General features: G+C 68.7%; 22 protein-coding genes and 1 pseudogene. 10 read left to right on the top strand and 13 right to left on the bottom strand.

All coding sequences use genetic code 11. The features are described from left to right. Positions 1-225, bottom strand: coding sequence for a DUF397 domain-containing protein (locus ACFYWQ_RS01775; protein ID WP_389511812.1), 225 nt, complete (start codon positions 223-225; stop codon positions 1-3). Further along, a complete protein-coding gene (locus ACFYWQ_RS01770; RefSeq protein ID WP_389511810.1) occupies positions 222-1,091 on the bottom strand; it encodes a helix-turn-helix domain-containing protein in 870 nt (289 codons plus the stop codon). The genes ACFYWQ_RS01775 and ACFYWQ_RS01770 overlap by 4 nt, the downstream gene beginning before the upstream one ends. A 174-nt stretch (positions 1,092-1,265) precedes the next feature. Here ACFYWQ_RS01770 and ACFYWQ_RS01765 point away from each other — a divergent pair, with 174 nt between their 5' ends. The 3 genes from ACFYWQ_RS01765 (at position 1,266) to ACFYWQ_RS01755 (ending at position 5,716) form a co-directional block, all read left to right on the top strand. Further along, positions 1,266-1,787 carry an ATP-binding protein gene (locus ACFYWQ_RS01765; protein ID WP_389511808.1) on the top strand — a complete coding sequence of 174 codons (522 nt, stop codon included), beginning with the start codon at positions 1,266-1,268 and terminating at the stop codon, positions 1,785-1,787. Between the two features lie 264 nt (positions 1,788-2,051). Further along, entirely contained in the window at positions 2,052-4,331 is a 2,280-nt protein-coding gene (locus ACFYWQ_RS01760) for an McrB family protein (RefSeq protein WP_389511806.1), read from the top strand. 188 nt (positions 4,332-4,519) lie between these two features. Further along, a complete protein-coding gene (locus tag ACFYWQ_RS01755; protein ID WP_389511804.1) occupies positions 4,520-5,716 on the top strand; it encodes an McrC family protein in 1,197 nt (398 codons plus the stop codon). 440 nt (positions 5,717-6,156) lie between these two features. Here the strand turns inward: ACFYWQ_RS01755 and ACFYWQ_RS01750 are convergent, their stop codons facing one another. From ACFYWQ_RS01750 to ACFYWQ_RS01725, 6 genes are all read right to left on the bottom strand, one after another. Continuing rightward, the gene (locus ACFYWQ_RS01750) at positions 6,157-6,453 is read right to left on the bottom strand and encodes a DUF6087 family protein (RefSeq protein WP_389511802.1); all 297 of its coding nucleotides are present in this window, start codon (positions 6,451-6,453) and stop codon (positions 6,157-6,159) included. A gap of 18 nt (positions 6,454-6,471) precedes the next feature. After that, positions 6,472-7,635, bottom strand: a complete 1,164-nt coding sequence (gene tgmC / locus ACFYWQ_RS01745; protein WP_389511800.1) for an ATP-grasp peptide maturase system methyltransferase — start codon at positions 7,633-7,635, stop codon at positions 6,472-6,474. Continuing rightward, positions 7,632-8,597 (bottom strand): ATP-grasp ribosomal peptide maturase, encoded by a 966-nt coding sequence (tgmB, locus tag ACFYWQ_RS01740; RefSeq protein WP_389511799.1) that lies wholly within the window; start codon positions 8,595-8,597, stop codon positions 7,632-7,634. The genes tgmC and tgmB overlap by 4 nt, the downstream gene beginning before the upstream one ends. After that, positions 8,597-8,857 (bottom strand): putative ATP-grasp-modified RiPP, encoded by a 261-nt coding sequence (gene tgmA, locus ACFYWQ_RS01735; protein WP_389511797.1) that lies wholly within the window; start codon positions 8,855-8,857, stop codon positions 8,597-8,599. Before tgmA ends, tgmB begins: the two co-directional genes overlap by 1 nt. A gap of 79 nt (positions 8,858-8,936) precedes the next feature. Next, positions 8,937-9,143: a hypothetical protein gene (locus ACFYWQ_RS01730; RefSeq protein ID WP_389511796.1), complete on the bottom strand. Its 207-nt coding sequence runs from the start codon at positions 9,141-9,143 to the stop codon at positions 8,937-8,939. Then, positions 9,140-9,307: a hypothetical protein gene (locus ACFYWQ_RS01725; RefSeq protein ID WP_389511795.1), complete on the bottom strand. Its 168-nt coding sequence runs from the start codon at positions 9,305-9,307 to the stop codon at positions 9,140-9,142. The genes ACFYWQ_RS01730 and ACFYWQ_RS01725 overlap by 4 nt, the downstream gene beginning before the upstream one ends. Before the next feature lie 231 nt (positions 9,308-9,538). Here ACFYWQ_RS01725 and ACFYWQ_RS01720 point away from each other — a divergent pair. The 5 genes and pseudogenes from ACFYWQ_RS01720 to ACFYWQ_RS01700 form a co-directional block, all read left to right on the top strand. Beyond that, positions 9,539-9,667, top strand: a pseudogene (locus ACFYWQ_RS01720) (multiprotein-bridging factor 1 family protein); the annotation flags it as partial. A gap of 141 nt (positions 9,668-9,808) precedes the next feature. Then, the gene (locus tag ACFYWQ_RS01715) at positions 9,809-10,792 is read left to right on the top strand and encodes a hypothetical protein (protein ID WP_389512854.1); all 984 of its coding nucleotides are present in this window, start codon (positions 9,809-9,811) and stop codon (positions 10,790-10,792) included. A 16-nt stretch (positions 10,793-10,808) separates the two neighbouring features. Continuing rightward, positions 10,809-11,162: a hypothetical protein gene (locus ACFYWQ_RS01710; protein WP_389511794.1), complete on the top strand. Its 354-nt coding sequence runs from the start codon at positions 10,809-10,811 to the stop codon at positions 11,160-11,162. 241 nt (positions 11,163-11,403) lie between these two features. Next, entirely contained in the window at positions 11,404-11,733 is a 330-nt protein-coding gene (locus ACFYWQ_RS01705; RefSeq protein WP_389511793.1) for a hypothetical protein, read from the top strand. 29 nt (positions 11,734-11,762) lie between these two features. Continuing rightward, complete coding sequence (locus ACFYWQ_RS01700; RefSeq protein ID WP_389511791.1) at positions 11,763-12,215, top strand: hypothetical protein; 453 nt, start codon at positions 11,763-11,765, stop codon at positions 12,213-12,215. Positions 12,216-12,339: 124 nt separating this feature from the next. Here ACFYWQ_RS01700 and ACFYWQ_RS01695 read toward each other — a convergent pair whose 3' ends face one another. The 3 genes from ACFYWQ_RS01695 to ACFYWQ_RS01685 all read right to left on the bottom strand — a co-directional run bounded on the left by ACFYWQ_RS01695 (position 12,340) and on the right by ACFYWQ_RS01685 (position 14,187). After that, a complete protein-coding gene (locus ACFYWQ_RS01695) occupies positions 12,340-12,795 on the bottom strand; it encodes a hypothetical protein (RefSeq protein WP_389511789.1) in 456 nt (151 codons plus the stop codon). 15 nt (positions 12,796-12,810) lie between these two features. Further along, a complete protein-coding gene (locus ACFYWQ_RS01690; protein WP_389512852.1) occupies positions 12,811-13,317 on the bottom strand; it encodes a restriction endonuclease fold toxin-2 domain-containing protein in 507 nt (168 codons plus the stop codon). Positions 13,318-13,707: 390 nt separating this feature from the next. Beyond that, positions 13,708-14,187 carry an ATP-binding protein gene (locus ACFYWQ_RS01685; protein WP_389511787.1) on the bottom strand — a complete coding sequence of 160 codons (480 nt, stop codon included), beginning with the start codon at positions 14,185-14,187 and terminating at the stop codon, positions 13,708-13,710. 431 nt (positions 14,188-14,618) lie between these two features. Here ACFYWQ_RS01685 and ACFYWQ_RS01680 point away from each other — a divergent pair, with 431 nt between their 5' ends. Together ACFYWQ_RS01680 and ACFYWQ_RS01675 are read left to right on the top strand one after the other, a co-directional pair. Further along, positions 14,619-15,413, top strand: coding sequence for a helix-turn-helix domain-containing protein (locus tag ACFYWQ_RS01680; protein ID WP_389511785.1), 795 nt, complete (start codon positions 14,619-14,621; stop codon positions 15,411-15,413). Beyond that, positions 15,406-15,627 carry a DUF397 domain-containing protein gene (locus ACFYWQ_RS01675; protein WP_389511783.1) on the top strand — a complete coding sequence of 74 codons (222 nt, stop codon included), beginning with the start codon at positions 15,406-15,408 and terminating at the stop codon, positions 15,625-15,627. Before ACFYWQ_RS01680 ends, ACFYWQ_RS01675 begins: the two co-directional genes overlap by 8 nt. A 117-nt stretch (positions 15,628-15,744) precedes the next feature. Here ACFYWQ_RS01675 and ACFYWQ_RS01670 read toward each other — a convergent pair whose 3' ends face one another. Together ACFYWQ_RS01670 and ACFYWQ_RS01665 are read right to left on the bottom strand one after the other, a co-directional pair. After that, positions 15,745-16,104: a MazG-like family protein gene (locus ACFYWQ_RS01670; RefSeq protein ID WP_389511782.1), complete on the bottom strand. Its 360-nt coding sequence runs from the start codon at positions 16,102-16,104 to the stop codon at positions 15,745-15,747. A 22-nt stretch (positions 16,105-16,126) separates the two neighbouring features. Further along, a complete protein-coding gene (locus tag ACFYWQ_RS01665) occupies positions 16,127-16,672 on the bottom strand; it encodes a DoxX family protein (protein WP_389511781.1) in 546 nt (181 codons plus the stop codon). Positions 16,673-16,778 lie beyond the last annotated feature (106 nt).

Genomic DNA, 16,778 nt, shown 5'->3' with positions numbered 1-16,778 from the left:
TCACAGTTCGCCGGCGATGACCCCTTCCCGGAAGGCGGCCCACTCTGAGGCCGTGAAGCGCAGGGGTTCCCGTCCGGGGTTCTTGGAATCCCGGACGGCCCTGGCTCCACCGGGGAGTTGGGCGACTTCTACGCAGTTCCCTTCCCCTCCACTTGCTGATGCCTTGCGCCACACCGCCTTGGTCAGGTCGACGGCGTACAGGTCCGACTTACGGTTGCCGTTCACTTGCGCTGTTTCTCCTCGATGCGCGTGATCAGAGCCAACGAGTCATCGGTCGGGAGCGCTGCCGCGACGATGCGTTCGAAGGCGTCAGCGAAAGTTCGAACATCGCCGACGCCCTCAACGTAGGACGAGCCGATCAGATTCTCCAGTAGTACTACGTCGGGCATCGGTGGAGGGAAGCTGACCAGGCTGAAACCGCCGACGTTCCCCGGGTGCGGTGTGGCATCCAACGGCATGACCTGAAGAGTCACATGGTGCATGTCGGCGACATCGAGCAGCCGCTGCAACTGCTCGCGCATGGTCGTGGGGCGGAGAGCGAACCGCTGGTGCAGGGCGGCCTCATGGATGACCGCCCAAAGCTTCAGCGGGCCATCGGGGCGCGTGAGTACGGACTGTCGCGCCTGGCGCACTTCGGCCAGGGCCGCTACTTCTTCCGGTGTGCGCGTGATCGCGTTCGCTGCGATGCTCTCGCGTGCGTATGCGGCGGTCTGCAACAGCCCCGGGATGAGCAGCGGGGCGAATTCGCGGATGCTCTCGGCATCCGATTCCAGTGAGATGTAGTCGGCGTAGGACGGGGAGACGATGCCGCTGTACGTCTGCCACCAGCCTTGCTTGCGGGCGTCCTTGGCCAGTGCCTCCAGCGCCGCCACGACTTCCGGGTCGACCGTGCCGTACGCCTTCAGTAGCGGAGCCACCTCGCCGGGGCGGATGTAACCGTTGGCTGTTTCGATGCGGGAGAGCTTCGGCCCGATCCAGCCCATGGTCGCGGCGGCAGCATCGAGGCTCAGACCGGCCGTGTTGCGGTACTGGCGCAGGGCCTGCCCGAGACGTCGGCGGCGGACGGTCGGAACGGGGCGCATGTTTGGCATGTCGGCAGCATGGCACCACCCGCTGAGGTGTGGCGATGGGAACGAATAGTCGAGTATGCAATTCGAGGTGACAAGGTTGCGAGTTCAGGTGCTCAAGCGTCACGCTGAAGTCAAGTTGGTGTGCTCAGTCATCAATTGCTGTACTTAGCATGTCTGTCGCCGCGAGGAGGCGCCATGCACCCCACCCCCACCGAGGCCACGCCCGCCCATGCCACCCCCGCCACAGCCACCCCCGATCCGCCCGAACTCGCACCCACCACCCCCGGCTACTACCTCCGCGCCCGCCCCCAGGGCTTCGCCGCCCACTTCTGCGCCTCGCCGCAAAACCTCTGCGGAGTAAGGGCGTCGACCCGTTCCGCGCTCCTTGCGTATGGCATGGGGCCCGACGTCGTCGACGCCGTGCAGCTCGTCGTCTCCGAGCTGGTCGGCAACTCGGTGCGGGCCTGCGGAGACCACGTACCGCTCGTCGTGGAGGTGTACGTGACGTTGTACGGCATCGCGGTGAACGTGCACGATCCGAACCCCGGCGTCCTGCCACGGCGAAGGGCTACACCGCTGGACAGTGCCGACGCGGAGTCTGGGCGGGGGCTCGGCCTGGTCGATCTGCTCGCGCCGGACTGGCAGGTACGGCGGTCGGCGATCGGGAAGCAGGTGCGCTGCCGCGTGCCTGTGCCCGCTCGGCCCATGCTGAACTGAACGACAGTGCCCGCGCGGTAGGGCTTGCGGCGCGACCCGGAAGCACACCGCGCCTGCCGGAGCGGCATCGTCACCGGTGATCGCGCCCGGATGCAGGAACCCGCCGCCCAGTCCCCGCCAGGCCGGATCGTGCCGCGGCTTGAACACCGTCCCGTCGCCGGATTGTCAGTGAGCGCCGCTATGTTGGTGGCACTGGAGTTGATCGGCCTGTGACCGGGGCGTATGCGCCGGGATGGGGCGAGAACGGAGGGGCTGGGGGATGTCATGACCGTGGTCTTCGACTTGAACGCGCGTGCGGTGCACGGCGCCATGCAGGTGCTCGCCAAGCTGCCGAAAGGTCATGGGCTGGCGTTCCGCGAGGTGTGGGAGCGGGTGCAGGAGCTGGACCCGTCGTTGAAAGCGGACTGGGAGGAGGCATTCCCGGACCTGTCGACCACGATCAGGACCAAGCTGCGGTACGAGAGCATCAACCTCGGCAAGGCGGGCTGGCTGCGCAAGACGGGCCGGACGTGGAGGCTGACCGGCCCGGGGCGTCAGGCGTTCCTGGCGTACGAGGGCGATCCGGCGGCACTCCTGACCCGCGCGTACGAGAGGTACGGGTACTGGAGTACCGAGCGGGCGGCCTTCGACCGGGCGGCGGAGATCCTTGAGACCCTGCCGGACGCCAACCAGTGGGTGGAGATCGCCGACCTGGCGCAGGCTGTCGCCCTGGACGAAGAGCCGCTGCGGGCGTGGCTTCAAAGTCATCGCCCCACCGGCTGGCATCTCGCGCTGGGAGCGGACGGGGAAGTTCCCGAGCAACTCGGTCTGGCGGAGAACGAGTACGACGAGTGGCGCACGCTCCTTGAGGAGAGTCGGGTCTATGACCCGGCTGCCTCAGGGGCACATGCGGTGCGCGCACTGCTCACGAAGAGAATCCGGGGGGAGGAGCTTCAGGACCTCGTTCCTCAGGAACTCAAGGCCGCGGCCCCGGAGGACAAGCCGCGTCGGCGAGCCTGGCTCATCCGCGGAACCGACGGGAGGGGAGCGACGCTGATCCGCTCGCTGTGGCGGGAGAAGGGCGTCTGCACGCTCTCGGCGGACCGGCTTCCCGGACTGGCAGAGGGGGATGAACCGGAGCACGTGCGGCAGGTCGTCGACCTGTACTACACCGATCTCAGCCAGTCCCGGCGCACTGAAACGGCCACGGCCTTCTACGCCTTCCTGTCCCGGATGAGGGAGGGCGACATCGTGGTCACCACCGATGGCGACCAGATCTACCTCGGTGAGGTCAAGGGCCCGGCCGTGTCGACCGTCACAGGGGACGGGACCGTTCTGCAGAGGGCGGTCGACTGGAGCAACCTGGACAGCCCGCTCACCATGGGCGACCTGCCCGAGGCGCTCGCCGGACCGCTGGGCAACCCGAACTCCGGCCTGCTCGAACTTTCCGAGTTCACCGGCGACCTCGAGGTCTTTCTCGACGAGGATCCCGAGCAGACTCCCACGGGCGCGGTCGATGCCGCCGAACTGCCCGACGCCACGCAGGAGCTGGCCGACGAACTGACCATGCGCGACACTGAATGGCTCCAGGACTGCGTGGAACTGCTTCGTGACCGGCCCCAGTTGATCCTGCACGGACCGCCGGGCACCGGAAAGACCTTCGCGGCCCTCGCCCTGGCCCGCCACCTCACGGCGGGCCGGTCGGCCAACGTCCAGTTGGTGCAGTTCCATCCGGCCTATTCGTACGAGGACTTCTTCGAGGGCTTCCGCCCGCGCGCGGTCCCTCTCACGCCGGAGGAGACCAAGAGTGGGAGCGGTCCGAAGGTGGTGACGGGAGGACCCGCCGGAAAGGATCTCTCGGACACCGGGTCCGGCATCGTCTTCGACCTGGTCCCGGGCCCCCTCAAGAACCTCGCCGAGAAGGCCGACGACAACCCCGGCGAGAACTTCGTCCTGGTCATCGACGAGATCAACCGTGGCCATCTCGCCAAGGTCTTCGGCGAGCTGTACTTCCTCCTCGAATACCGCCGTGAGTTCGTGCACCTGCTGTACGGCTCGGACAAGGGGCGCCGCTTCAGGCTGCCGCGCAACCTGGTCATCCTTGGCACGATGAACACGACGGACCGTTCGATCGCCCTCATGGATGCGGCGATGCGCCGGCGTTTCTCCTTCATGGAGCTGCACCCGTCCGAGAGGCCGGTGGATACCGTTCTCGCCGACTGGCTGGCGAAGAAGCAGTTCCCGCAGGACGCCGCTCGTCTCCTCGACGCTCTCAACAACCGCATCGAACGGGCCCGGCTCGACGACCGCGACTTCCGGATCGGCCCGTCCTACTTCATGCGCACGCCGGTGCACACCCACCCCAAGGGCCTGGACCGGGTCTGGCGCCACCAGATCCTGCCCCTGCTCAAGGAACTCCACTGGGGGGACGACGTGGACGTCTCATCCGAGTACGGCCTGGAAGGGCTGCGGGAGGAGCTCGGACTTGGCGCACCCACCGCTACCCCGGCCGCTGAGGAGGGGACGGGCGAAGGCGTTCCGGCGGCGCGAGGGGCCGCTGAGTGACGGAGGTCAGCGGGCGGCAACGGCTCGACATCGCGGTGCGGGCCGCTCTTACGGCGCCTGTCGGCGCCACTGTCGAGGCCGTGCCGCAGGCCACCGGTGTGACAACGGCTCGGCGTGGTCGGGACCCGTTCCCCGTCGATGTGGCCGAGGGTGGCGGATGGAGTGCCTGGACCCTGACCGCCGCACAAGTGGACACGCTCAGCTCCGAGGACGCCCGCAAGCTCATCGAGGTTCGTCCAGCCGGCCGGGGCGCGGACCGTTCCCGCTGGGAGCTGAGGGCCAGACGGACGGTCGGTGCGGTTCGGCTCGGCACGGCCGAGGGCGTCGTCCAACTGCGTATCGCCCCGAAGGTCACGGTGGACCGGCTGCTGTATCTGCTGGCCTACGCGCCGCGCTGGGCGCGCTGGCAGCCCGACCCGGTCGACGCGGCCGTACGGAACGAACTGTTCCCGGCGATCGCCCACACTTTCGCCCGAGCAGCCGAACAGGCACTCCGTCGCGGCCCGCTGTCCGGATACCGGGGGCGAGAGGACACCTCGATGATGCTGCGCGGGCGGCTGCGCGCAGCCGCTCAGCTCCGCAGCCGCCCAGGTCTCGCCCTTCCCCTGGAGATCTCGTACGACGAACACACCCCCGACATCCCCGAGAACCAACTGCTGCTCGGTGCGGCCCGCCGCCTCACCCGGCTTCCAGAAGTCCAGTCGCAGGACCGTGCCAGACTTCGGAGGCTGGACGCCCTGTTGGACGGCGTGACCGCACCGGTGCTCGGAGCTCCCGTGGCGGCATGGACGCCCAGCAGACTCAACGCCCACTACATCCCGGCTCTGCGCCTCGCCGAGATCATCCTCAAGGGCGCTTCCTTCGAATACACCGATGGCCGGCCGGTCAGGGTCGACGGCCTCCTCCTCAACATGGAGAAAGCCTTCGAGGAGTTCCTCGCGAAGGCCCTCGGGTCCGCACTCGAACGGCAGATCGGAGGGCGCTTCCAGGCTCAGGCGAACACACACTTCCTGGACGACCGGAGCGAGTACCCCCTCCTGCCGGACCTCGTGCACAAACTGCCGGGCGAGGACGGGGCCCTGCATCCGGCCATCCTCGTGGACGCCAAGTACCAGGACGGCGTCAAGCGGGCCAATCTCTACCAGATGCTGGCGTACTGCACCTGCTTCGGACTGTCCGAGGGGCATCTCGTATCCGTCGCGGGGGACGAAGACGGCACGGGGATACGCGTTCCCGTTCCCGGCGGTGCGATCATGCTCTACCAGCATGTGGTGGACCTGTCTCTGCCGCCCCAGGCACTCGCGGCCCGTGTCGATGACCTCGCGAGGACGATCGCGGCAGCCCGGACTACAACTCCGCGGCCTCGTACAAGGACGGGAACATAAGCGTGGGAACACCTGCTGCACTGTGGCTTTTTCGGGCGCCGTGTACGCGCTACCCCACTGAATTCGGACATTCCGCAGTGGCCGTACCAGTCATGCGGAGAGAGTGAGCGGACGATGACGTCTGATCTTCCCGGCCTTGAACGCACCGACTACGCCCCCTTCGCGCACTTCACCGTCCCTAACACCACCCTCTCCCGCAGGGTGATGTGGACGTTGGCGTCCCGACGGGTGCCTCGGATGGGCCCGGCGTAGAGCCCGACTCGTCTGTTTCCTGGGGGCTTTGACCACTGGAAACGCAGGTCAGAGGCCATTTCTCGTGTATTGGCAGGCCCCGCAGGGCCCCGGTCCACACCGGTTCAAGCAGGACTGCGCGGATACGTACGTAGCCACGAAAGTACCCAAACCTCGCGGGCTGGAGGCGGGCGTCCGGCGGGCCGAGGCTATCGCGGTGCCTGAGGCTTCCTGTGCTTGCCGGTCCCGGGGCCAAGCCTCGGCGCCGGCCCCGAGGAAGGGACGGTTTCGGTGTCGGGGAACAGAACCCGCTTCACCTCCGCGAGGTTCGCTGCGAAACCGTAGGGCTCCCAGATGTGTCCGTTCCATCGCTGGATCGCCCGGGGCGCGTCGGGGTTCAGATGCGACCCACGTGTGCCGTCGCCGTTCACGAGAGGTACGGCGCGGAGCTGTCCGATCCTTGCGTCACGGCGCTCGGCCCACTGGGACAGCGACTCATCGTCCATTCCTAGGAGGGTAGTGGCTCAGGCGAGCCGGTGTTCCCAGCGCAGCGACGGGCTCCGGTCGATCCAGTACAGGTGGGATGTGGTTGTCACGCGGAGCCGAATGGCGTCGATGTCCGGCGTCCCGGCGTCCTGCCAGGAGACAAGGGAGCGTTCGATGTCGTCCCACAGAGCCACGGGGCCGCCCTGGCGGACGGTCCAGCTCTCGCCGTCGGCGAGGAACTCGGCGAACGACTCCCGCTCCGGATCGAACAGGTACCGCAAGGGTGAGCCGTCGGCGCGGGTGGCGCGGACGAACTGTGCACCGGGTGCGGCGAGCTGTGCGAGGAAGGCGGGCATCCACTCCTCCAGGACGAGAGGGGACACCAGTGCGGTCCGCTCGCTGTCCGCGTAGGCGGTCCGGGCGGAGAGGTCGCCCGCCACGGGCGTCACCGCCTGGGCCCGTGCCTGCATGAAGGAGGAGCCTCCGATGATCGCGCCCTCAGCGGTACCGTCATCACCGACGGTGACCCTGGCGAGGCCGGTTCCCCAGGGCCAGGAGCCGACCGTGCCGAGAACGATGCCACCGGGCCTCGTCTGCCGCACCCACGTGTACGGGATGCGACGTACGGCGCAGGTGGCGATGACCCGGTCGTACGGTGCTCGGTGCGGATGGCCCAGAAGCCCGTCGCCCGGCACGGTCCACGTCGAGTAGCCGACGGTTTCCAGGGCGGCATCCGCGCGTGCCGCCACCTGAGGGTCGACCTCGACCGTGGTGACGTTGTCCTCGCCGAGGTAGTGGCACATCAGGGCTGTGGAGTAGCCGGTGCCCGTGCCGATCTCCAGGACGTGGTGGTCCGCCTTGAGGTCCAGGGCCTCGACCATGCCGACGACGGTGGTCGGGTCAGTCGAGGACGACGTGGGCACGCCCGCGACGGGTTCGCCGGTCTGGTCGGCGGTGAGGTGGCCGTCGAGCTGGGTGGTGAGGGTGCCGACGCTGTACGCGACCTTCAGCCACTCGTCCGGGGTCGTACCGACGACGGTGACGGGCCGCCAGGTCCGCCCCTCGTCGAGGAAGACTCCGGGGTGGAGGAACTGCTCGCGAGGGACGGTCTCGACGGCCCTGCGCAGCCAGGGGGAGTTCAAGACGCCCTTGCGCTTGAGCAGCGCGGCCATGCGGCGCCGCTCGGATGCCGAGTCGGTCATCGGCTGTCTCCTTGCGTGAGTAGGTCGGCGAAGGCGGCGGACATCGGGAGGCCGGTCTCCGACTCCAGCCACCCCCACTGCCCGTTGGGGTTCAGCTCCAGCCACCAGTGGTTCCCTGCCCCGTCCACCGCGAGGTCGAAGCTTCCGGACACCAGTCCCAGACGGTCCAGGTAGGTGTGCAACACCATGTCCACGCGGCTGGGGAGGCGTTCGACGGTGTAGGTCAGGGCGCTGTAGTCCTTGCGCCAGTCCAGCAGCTCGGAGTCGATGCGTACGGCGAAGGTGTGCCGGCCCACGATCAGGACACGGAGGTCGGCGACCTTGTCCACCCGGGCCTGGAACAGGTGGGGTGTGACGCGAACGCTGTCGTCGATCTCGTCGGCGGTGACGGGGGCAGTCCATCCGGTTACCGGCACGCTCTCACGTGAGTACGGGGTCCACCGCAGCGTCTTGAAGATCGCTTCCCTTTGGGTGCGGATGAACTCGCGCGCCTCGGCCGGGTCGTTGGTGACGAGGGTGGGCGGGACGGTGAAGCCGAGCTGCTGGGCGAGAGCGAGCTGGGCGGGCTTGTAGTCGGCCGCCGCAATGCGTAACGGGTGGTTGACCCAGAGCGGTCCGTCGAAGGCGTAGAGCGTGCCTCCAAGCCCGTACCGGACCTGTGCCGCTGCGAAACGGGAGTCGTCCGGGGACAGGTGGGGGAACGACGGCCACTCCGGGCGGCGCCAGTACACCGATCGGACGTGGGTCAGGTCTGCGGTTCTCGACGGGGTGCGCACCTGCCCGACCACAGGGGTCGGGCAGGTGCCGAACCGAGCCGAGACCGTGAGGTCCCCGCCGATGTCGGCGGGGTTGAACCGGACCACCGGCACATCGCGCCGATTGAGTTCGGCGATCACCATGTCGGCGGTGATGTCGTCCGCCTCGGTGGCCACCAGTACCGGCCTCTTCTCGGTCACTGTCATCAGTCCTGGCTGCTGTCCTGGTCGTGACCCTGGTCGTTCCGGGAGTCCGAGTTCGTCGTCGTGGAGGTCTCGGTGCCGGAGCTGGTGCCGTGCTTGCCCATCTCGACCACCTGACCGGTGCGGTCACGGAACACCCCGAGCTGCGTCGTGGGGTCGACGGCGACCGTGGCGTGGGGCTGGCGGATGGTCGTCGGGTAGGGCGCGAGTCGGCCCGCGCCCCACGGCCGCGTGGGGGTGGGAAGTACGACGGAGGTGGTCATGGGACTCCTTCGGTTGCAGGGGGTGATGCGGGAAACCGTCCGCGCCGACGGGTGCGGACGGCGATCTGTGGGGAGCAACTCAGAGGCGGGAGGCCTGGACGTTGCCGGCCGCGGTCGTCCACTCGACCCCGGACGCGGGCCGGATGTGCGCGACCCGGACCGTGCCGTGGCTGTGGAGCTCGTGCGTGACGGCGACGAGAACTCCCTCCCCGCGTGAGGCGATGTCGCGGACGTTCGTGTTCAGGAGCGGGTGCTGCTCGTAGCCGTCGGGCCCGACCGGGTTCACGTCTCCATCTCCTGCCGCGTCTCGCTGCGGCGCATGAACTTCTCCCAGCCGCTGGCCGCCCGTACCCGCAGAGCTCGGCTCGGCGCACCCGGTCGGGGCTCCGGCGGCGTGTACGTGCGGCCGCTGGCGCCAGGGTTCCTGCGGGGCAGTTCGGAGGTTGTCACGCGGTGGCTCCTCTCTGATGGGGCGGCAACTGGCAGCAGCCCGGACGGGACGCGGCGCGCGGCCCGCTGCCTTGGGGAGCCGCCCGGACGGTCTTTCAACCTCCGAGCGGCGTGTGACCAGTGAACGACGATCCGTTACCGTCTCCCAGAGCGGACCCCGCGCATCGCCCAGGCGTTTTCCGGGCATCGGGTGTTGCGAGTGAGGAAGGTGCTCTTCGTGAGGGGAGACCAATGGCTTTAAGGCGTAGGCGCTTTGCCGAGCGGAGGGTGGCAAAGGGTTACTCTCAGGAGGAATTCGCAGAAGCGCTTACGGTGGCCGCGTCCACCGTGGTCCGTTGGGAAAGTGGCCGTGCCACCCCACAGCCGCACCAACGGCCCAAGATCGCCAGCCTGTTAGGAGTCACCCTCTCCGAGCTGGAAGGGCTTCTCTTCGAAGAACAGCCGGCCGAAACCGCCGTGCTTCCTGACACCCCACCCCTCCTCCACGGTGATGATGACGATATGAAGCGCCGCGATGTCCTGGGCCTGCTCGCCGTCACGGGCGCGCTGGTCACCCTGCCCGGTTCGGACGAGGCCCCCCGAGGACACACAGTGGCGGCGCTCCTGGAGACAGGGGAGGAGCTGCACCGCAGTCTGTGGCAGGTCTTCACCCTCTCGGACTCCAAGCCGACCGTCTTCCCGGCGGTCCGCAAGCAGCTCGACGTCCTGACGAAGGGCCTGGCCGAGGCGCGTACCGCAGCGGACCGGGCCCGGCTGTGCACGATGGCGGCCGACCTCTACCAGCTCGCCGGCGAACTCTTCTTCGACGCCAACTGGTACACCGACGCCGCACAGTGCTACACGCTGGCTGCCAACGCCGCCCATGCTGGTGGTGACCACGACCTCTGGGCCTGTGCCATGACCCGCCACGCCTACGTCGAGCTGTACGCGCGCCGCGCGCCCGCTGCCCAGCCCCTGCTGGCGGTGGCCTCCCGGATCGCCCGGCGGGGCGACAGCGCGCTGTCCACCCGCCACTGGGTCGCCGCCGTCCAGGCCCAGGTGTGCGCGGCCATGGGCGACATCGACGGCTGCGCCCGGGCCCTCGACGAAGCCGAGAAGGTGCACTCCCTCGACGGCCACTCCCACAACGGCGGCTGGCTCCGCTTCGACGGTTCCCGCCTCCCCGAGGAACGAGGGGCCTGCTACCTTCAGCTCGGCCGTCCTGACCTCGCGAAAGATGCCCTCACTGCAGCCCTCGCCCAACCACTGTCGCTGCGCCGCCGCGCCGCCGTACTGAGCGACCTTGCTGCCCTTGGGGCCCACCGGGGCGACGTCGATCAGGTCGTGCAGTACGCGGACGCAGTGCTCAGCCTGGCCGACCGGTCGAACTCGGGATTCATCGGCAAGAAGCTGGACGGATTTCGAGGGCGTCTTGCCCCGCTCATGTCCGACGGCCGAGTCTCGGATCTGGATCACCGAATCGCGGCGCTTTCGCGCACCGCATGACGAGAGGGACACGTGTATGAGTGACGGTCGGATCTTCCGCGAGGCGTGGATCGCCGGCGTGACCAAGCACTACCCCGGTGAACCGAAGCCCGGCTACATCACGCCGTGGAACGAGACGCCCGAGTGGGAGCGCGAGGCTGCCGCCGCCGTGTATGGACAGGTTCGGGACTTCATCAAGGTCAGCGAAGGGCACGCCACACGGCTCACCCGCGAGCAGAAGGGCCGCTTCGTCGCGATCTGCTGGACCGCTCAGATGTTCAAGCACTTCGAGGAGCCGAAGCCCGGATATGTCGCCGACTGGGCCGACCTGCCGGCCTGGCAGCAGGAGACGGACTCGGACATCTTCGAGCACATCGAGCAGACCGCCTGAACCCCGAGAACGACGGAGCCCCCGTGCGGACCGTGCCGGGCGGGGGCGTCGAATTACGTAGCCATCAAGGTAGCCACGGAAGCGACCTCTCTGCACGTTTGTGCAGGTCATAGCGTTGAGGTGATTCTCCCCGGCGTACAGCCCGACTCGTCTGCCGGCCCCTTCACGCCGTGCCCTAAAGGGGCCGGTTGCCCCCGCGGCCGCTCTCACCCTGTCGTCATACGCGTATTACGATGTCTTCGTGGCAAAAGCGCGCATCACCATCAGCTTGGAGCAGGACCAGGCCGAACGCATCAGGCAGCACGCGGAACGGGTGGGCATGGACGTCTCGGCCTACCTGGTGCATGCCGCGACGCGCCAGATGGCCGAGAGCGATGCCATAGAGGAACAGTTCGCCGAGGTGGACGCACTCATCGCCCGGGCGGAGCAGGCAGCGGACGGGCTGCCCGCCGAGCCAGCCCCGGAACCGGCCGCGGAACTGACGGAGCAGGAACGCCACGAGGTCGAGGAAGCCCTGGGGCTCGTCCACGGCCGGGACCGGCAAGGCCGCCGTCCGGGACACGCCGCGTGAGCGCACGGGTGCCAGTCTATGATACTGGCATGCTCATCGCACTCGCCGACCGCAAGGCGAAGGCGGTGGCTCTCCACGAGGGACTGCGCACGGCCCCGCACCGGGCGCTGGTACTCGGACCGGTCCTCGCCCAGGTGTGGCGCCCCCAGCCTGCGCTGGTGCACGCCCTGTCCGGCGTACTGAAGGACTGCACGGTCCCTCGCGCCCGTACGTCCGAGCCGCCCATGCGTGAGACGAAGGCGGGCCGTCCGGAGTGTCTGGCCTGTGCGACGGGCCCGGACCTCGCGGACTGGCGGCGCATCGGCACCGCTCTGGGGCGGGCGGCCCTGCCGGCGAAGAAGCGGCCGGACGCGGTGGACGCCTGGGTGGCTCTGGCGGCAGCCCTGCACGGCAGCGCGGTGATCTTCACCACCGATCCGGGGGACATCCACGCCTACCTGACGGTCCTCGCGCCTACGGACGTACACGTGGTTGCCGTCTGACGACCGGGAGTCACGTTCCGCCCCGTCCACATGGTCGGGCGGGAGGTGGCGGGAGGTGAACGAGCATGCGTCAAGACCTTGGGCGTGGATCACGGCGATCCGGCCGTCGTCGGGGCCGCCGCAGTCACTCGGCTCCAGTCGCCGCCAGGTGCCTACGCAGTACGGCCTCGATCTCCGTGGCGTCGCCTGTCGCCGGCAAGGGCCAGGGTGTCTCGTCGCCGTTCTCCATGACGAAGCTGCTGAGGAATCGCACACTCGTAGGTGAGGGAACGTAAGAGTCACGGAGCCACTTGGCGAACAAGGCCGCCCCGTGTGCGGTCACGTCGATGACGCTGACGTGGGCGTAGTCCGGGGCGGGCATGGCGGCCGTCCCGGTGACGAAGACGTCCGGCGCCACCTCGATCTCGAAGTCCAGGTCAGGGACATCGCGGAGGCCGGAGGTGTTCGGCTCCAGGAAGGCGTCGGGGAAAGACCGCTCCAGCGCGTCCCTGAACGTCTCCAGACCCGCCTGCCATGCGGCCGGGTTGTCCTCAGGCGGAGCGAAGACGAAGTTCGACCGCAGGTTGTGCTCGACTGTCACAGAGGTCCTTCACTCTCAGGGCACGTACCGGGCGGAACCGGTGACACCGTTCATGGCCATCATGGACTCCCAGTAGGCCGCGTTGTCCTTGCCGTTGGTCACGATCTCGAGGCCGCGGATCTCGGAGTTCGCCGGGTTGGTCATCGCGCTCTTGTACCGGCGCAGCTCCGACTCGTCGCTCCGGTACATGCCGTCGATGAGCGGGTCCCACTTCGGATTTCCCTGTGCGTCCACCTTCACGGGCTTGGCGAGGGTCTCGTTGACGCGCTCGATGCTGCGGAAGCTGCGCTTCGCGCAGTCCGGGTCGCGTACGTGCTTCGCCTCGACCAGGTAGCCGTCGACGGGGCGTATGCTGTCCACGATGAGCCCCTGCTTACGGCCGACGAGCGGTACCTCGCGCTCCGGGTAGCCGGCCACGCGCAGTTGATAGGCGTTGTCGGGATTGGTGGGACCACCGCCTCCCGCGAACCCTCCCGTGTTGAGCGAGTTGAGCCGGGTACGGAACTGCTGCTGCTCTCCCAGGGTGAGCAGACGGGTGGTGCCGGGCGCTCGCGGGCGTTGCGCAGGAGACCCTTGCCGGTCTCGCCCATCACATAGGCGCTGAAGCCCATCTTGTCGAGCGTGGTGGAGGCCGCCGACGTGTACACCTTCGCGAACGCCCGTCCGGCGTCGTCGTCCCCGGCCATGCCGTGCTGCCGGTCGAGTTCATGGAAGAGGGCGATGGTGGTGTCACGGGTGCCGACCATGACGGTGCCCACCATTCCCATGGACGCCTTGATCCATGCCCTCGGCGATGACCTTCAGGTCCGGTGGCAGTCCCACGCTCGTCTCCGTCCGATGAACAGACTTGTCGACGTCTGTAGTTGACTATCCGTTCTATCGCACAGGTGTCCTGCCGGGAGGCTGGATCCGTCACCGGGACACCTCTGCCCATACGGTCTTCACACATCCGTCACGCGGTTCGCAGCCCCAGCGGGTGGCGAAGGCGTCGACGAGGAGCAGGCCGCGACCGTTCGTGGCCGTGTCGGGCGGCGAGGGGAGTGCGGCAGGGAGTCGGGCTGCGGTGTCGGGCAGTGGCGGCAGTCGGTCCGGGCGGGTGTCGCTCACCTCGACGCGGGCGTGAGCGACGGTGAGGTGCAGGCGTACCTCGAAGTCCCGGCCCGCGGTGTGGCCGTGCGTGACGGCGTTCGCGGCGAGTTCGGCCATGATGGCGACGACGGCGCGTGTGACGGGGGCGGTGCGGGGGAGGCCCCAGTCTCGGAGCTGCTGCTCCACGAGGAGACGGGCGAGACGAGCGCCTCGGCGGGTGGAGCTGAGCTGGATTCTGAAGTGGAGGGTGGGGGCGGGAGAGGGGGCGGACGGTGGGGTGGTTGCGGGGGAGGGGTTCGTCATGCCGGCACCTGCATGTCGTGGGCGTTCCGCGCGGTGAGGTAGGGACGGACGAGGGCGTTGTCTTCCCCGCGCAGTACTGAGGTGTGGGGCGGGCGACGGAGGCCCGGACAGGGGGCGGTCGGGGCGGCCGAGGCGGACGGCGTCGTTGTGAGCTGTCGGTGGTGTCCCGACGGGGGCCACAGGAGACACAGCAGTTGCTCGAAGAGGCGGGCGAGGAAGGGCAGCACTTTGTCGGACTCCGCTTGTCGTGGGGATCGTGCCCCTGGTCCGGCCGTCGTGTGCCGGAGGGGGCGTCCGTACGCGGTCGACCTCGGGATGAGGGGCGCGGTACGGCGTCGCTGTGTAGCGATCCACTCACAGAGTGAGACGAGGGGGGTTAGGCTCGCCAGGGGGTAGCAGGTGACAAGACTTCTGTCGCACGGGAGTTGACCTTGAGTAACATCTACGGGGACTGGTTGAAGGCTCAGCGAGAGGCGGCCGGGTTGACGCAGCAGGAGCTGGCGGACCAGGCGATCATGACCCGTTCGCACATCTCGCACATCGAGGTCGGCCGCCGCATCCCGTCGAAGGAGGACGCGCGACGGCTGGACAGGGCGCTGGACACGGGGGATGTGCTGAGCAGCTTCCTGCCGGATGAGGGTGCGGCCGTCGCGGAGTACTTTGAGGCGGCTCGGCTGTTCGAACAGCAGGCAACGGTGATCCATGAGTTCGCGCCGTCGTTCGTGCCGGGCATCCTCCAGACCAAGAGGTACGCGCGTGCGGTTCTGAGCACGTCCTTCCCTCCAGTGAGCGAAGAGGAATGTGACAGGCTCGTTGTCACACGCCTGGACCGTGCCAAGATCCTCGACGACTCGGTTAGCCCGATCGTCTGGGCCCTGCTCGACGAAGCTGTACTGCGTCGCGTTGTGGGCAGCCGAGAGATCATGGCCGAACAGATCATGCACCTGGTTCGGCTTGTGGAGAGCGGGCGTGTGCGCGTACACGTGATGCCCTACGGCATCGGTGCGTATCAGCTGCTCCAAAGCTTGGTGACCTTGATGTGGTTCGAAGATCAGCCCCCGGTTGCTTACTCAGAAGGCGTCCAGGTCGGCAAGGTGCATGACTCTCCGGCCGTGGTCACACGCCTGCAAGGCGTCTACGCTCTGGCACTGAGCGACGCACTGTCGCTGAAGGAGTCGTTGGCCATGATGCGGGCGATAGCAGAGGACTACGGACGCCGTGACTGAGCAGACCATCTCGAACAGTTCCGCGTTGCAAGGCTGGCGTAAGTCGTCATACAGCGGCCCCGAAGGCGGTAGTTGTGTCGAGGTGCTCGACGGACACCCGGCCGGTGTCCCGGTCCGGGACTCCAAGGCTCCGCAGGGGCCCGCGCTGGTCTTCTCGACGGCCGGCTGGTCGGCGTTCGTCGAGACGGTGAAGACCAGCGCGGTTCGGTCTTGAGCGGGCAAGCCGGACGACAGCCGATTCCTTAGCCTGCGTCTGTCCGTTCTGCTCCATGCGGGCGGGCGGACGTTGTGCTGCGCCCAGAGCGCCCAGAGCGCCCAGAGCGCCCGGGTGTCATGGAGCGGTCGTGCCCAGCGACCGCTCCGCGACCCGGGCCAGATGCCGCCCGAACACCCCCCGCGCGTCGGGCGTCAGTGTCCGCAGTGCCACCAGCGCCGTGATCACGACGTCGCAGAGTGCGGCCTCGACGTCCTCCCAGGTGTGGCTGGTGCCCTTGCGGGGGTTCTGGCCGGTCGCGCCGATGACCGCCTGGGCGGCCTCGCCGACCTCCTCGGAGAGTTTCAGCATGCGCAGCAGCAGGCCCTCCCGGCCGTCGATCGGCTGATCGGCGTCCAGCCAGGCCCACAGGGCGTCGACGGTGGCCCAGAGACCGGTGGGGACGGGGGCCGGTGGGGGCGGGGTGCTGTCGGTCATGGGCGCAGCCTGCCCCCGTCGGTCACTCCTCGAACAGCGCCTCCTGCTCGCCCTCCTGGCGGCGCCGCAGCCGCCGGGTGCGCAGGCCCACGATCACCGCCGTGGCCGCCGCCGTCACGCCGAGGGCCGCCGGGACCATCCAGCCCCGGTTGACGGTGTGGCCGAGGACGTGGTCGAGGGAGAGGCGGCCGGGGCCGGTGATGGCGAGGGACGCGCCGGTGAGGCCGAGGGTGGCCGCGTACTCGTAGCCGCCCTCCTGCGCGAAGAAGCCGTTCGGGACGTGCACCGCGGCCGCGCCCGCCATCGCGCCGGCCGCCGCCGCGCCCGCCGCCGGGGTGGCCAGGCCCAGCGCCAGCAGCGCACCGCCGCCGGCCTCCGCCAGGCCCGACGCCGTCGCGCTCGCCCGGCCGGGGGCGTAGCCGACGGACTCCATGAACTGGCCGGTGCCTTCCAGGCCGTGTCCGCCGAACCAGCCGAACAGCTTCTGCGTGCCGTGGGCCACCAGCACTCCGCCGGTGCTCAGCCGGAGCAGCAGCAGGCCCAGATCACGTCGGTCGAGACAGGTCACGGTGACTCCCGGGGCGGAGGGGGCGGTGGGGACGGAGGGGGTGGGGCCGTTCCACCGTCGCACTCCTCGGGCCGTCCCGCCCCCTCCGGGCGCCGTTCGGGTGGCG

Origin of the sequence: Streptomyces sp. NPDC003247 (genome assembly GCF_042888135.1) — a bacterium.
GTDB lineage: Bacteria > Actinomycetota > Actinomycetes > Streptomycetales > Streptomycetaceae > Streptomyces.
Note: the sequence above shows the minus strand (reverse complement) of the source record. Positions and strands in the feature narration are given on the sequence as shown.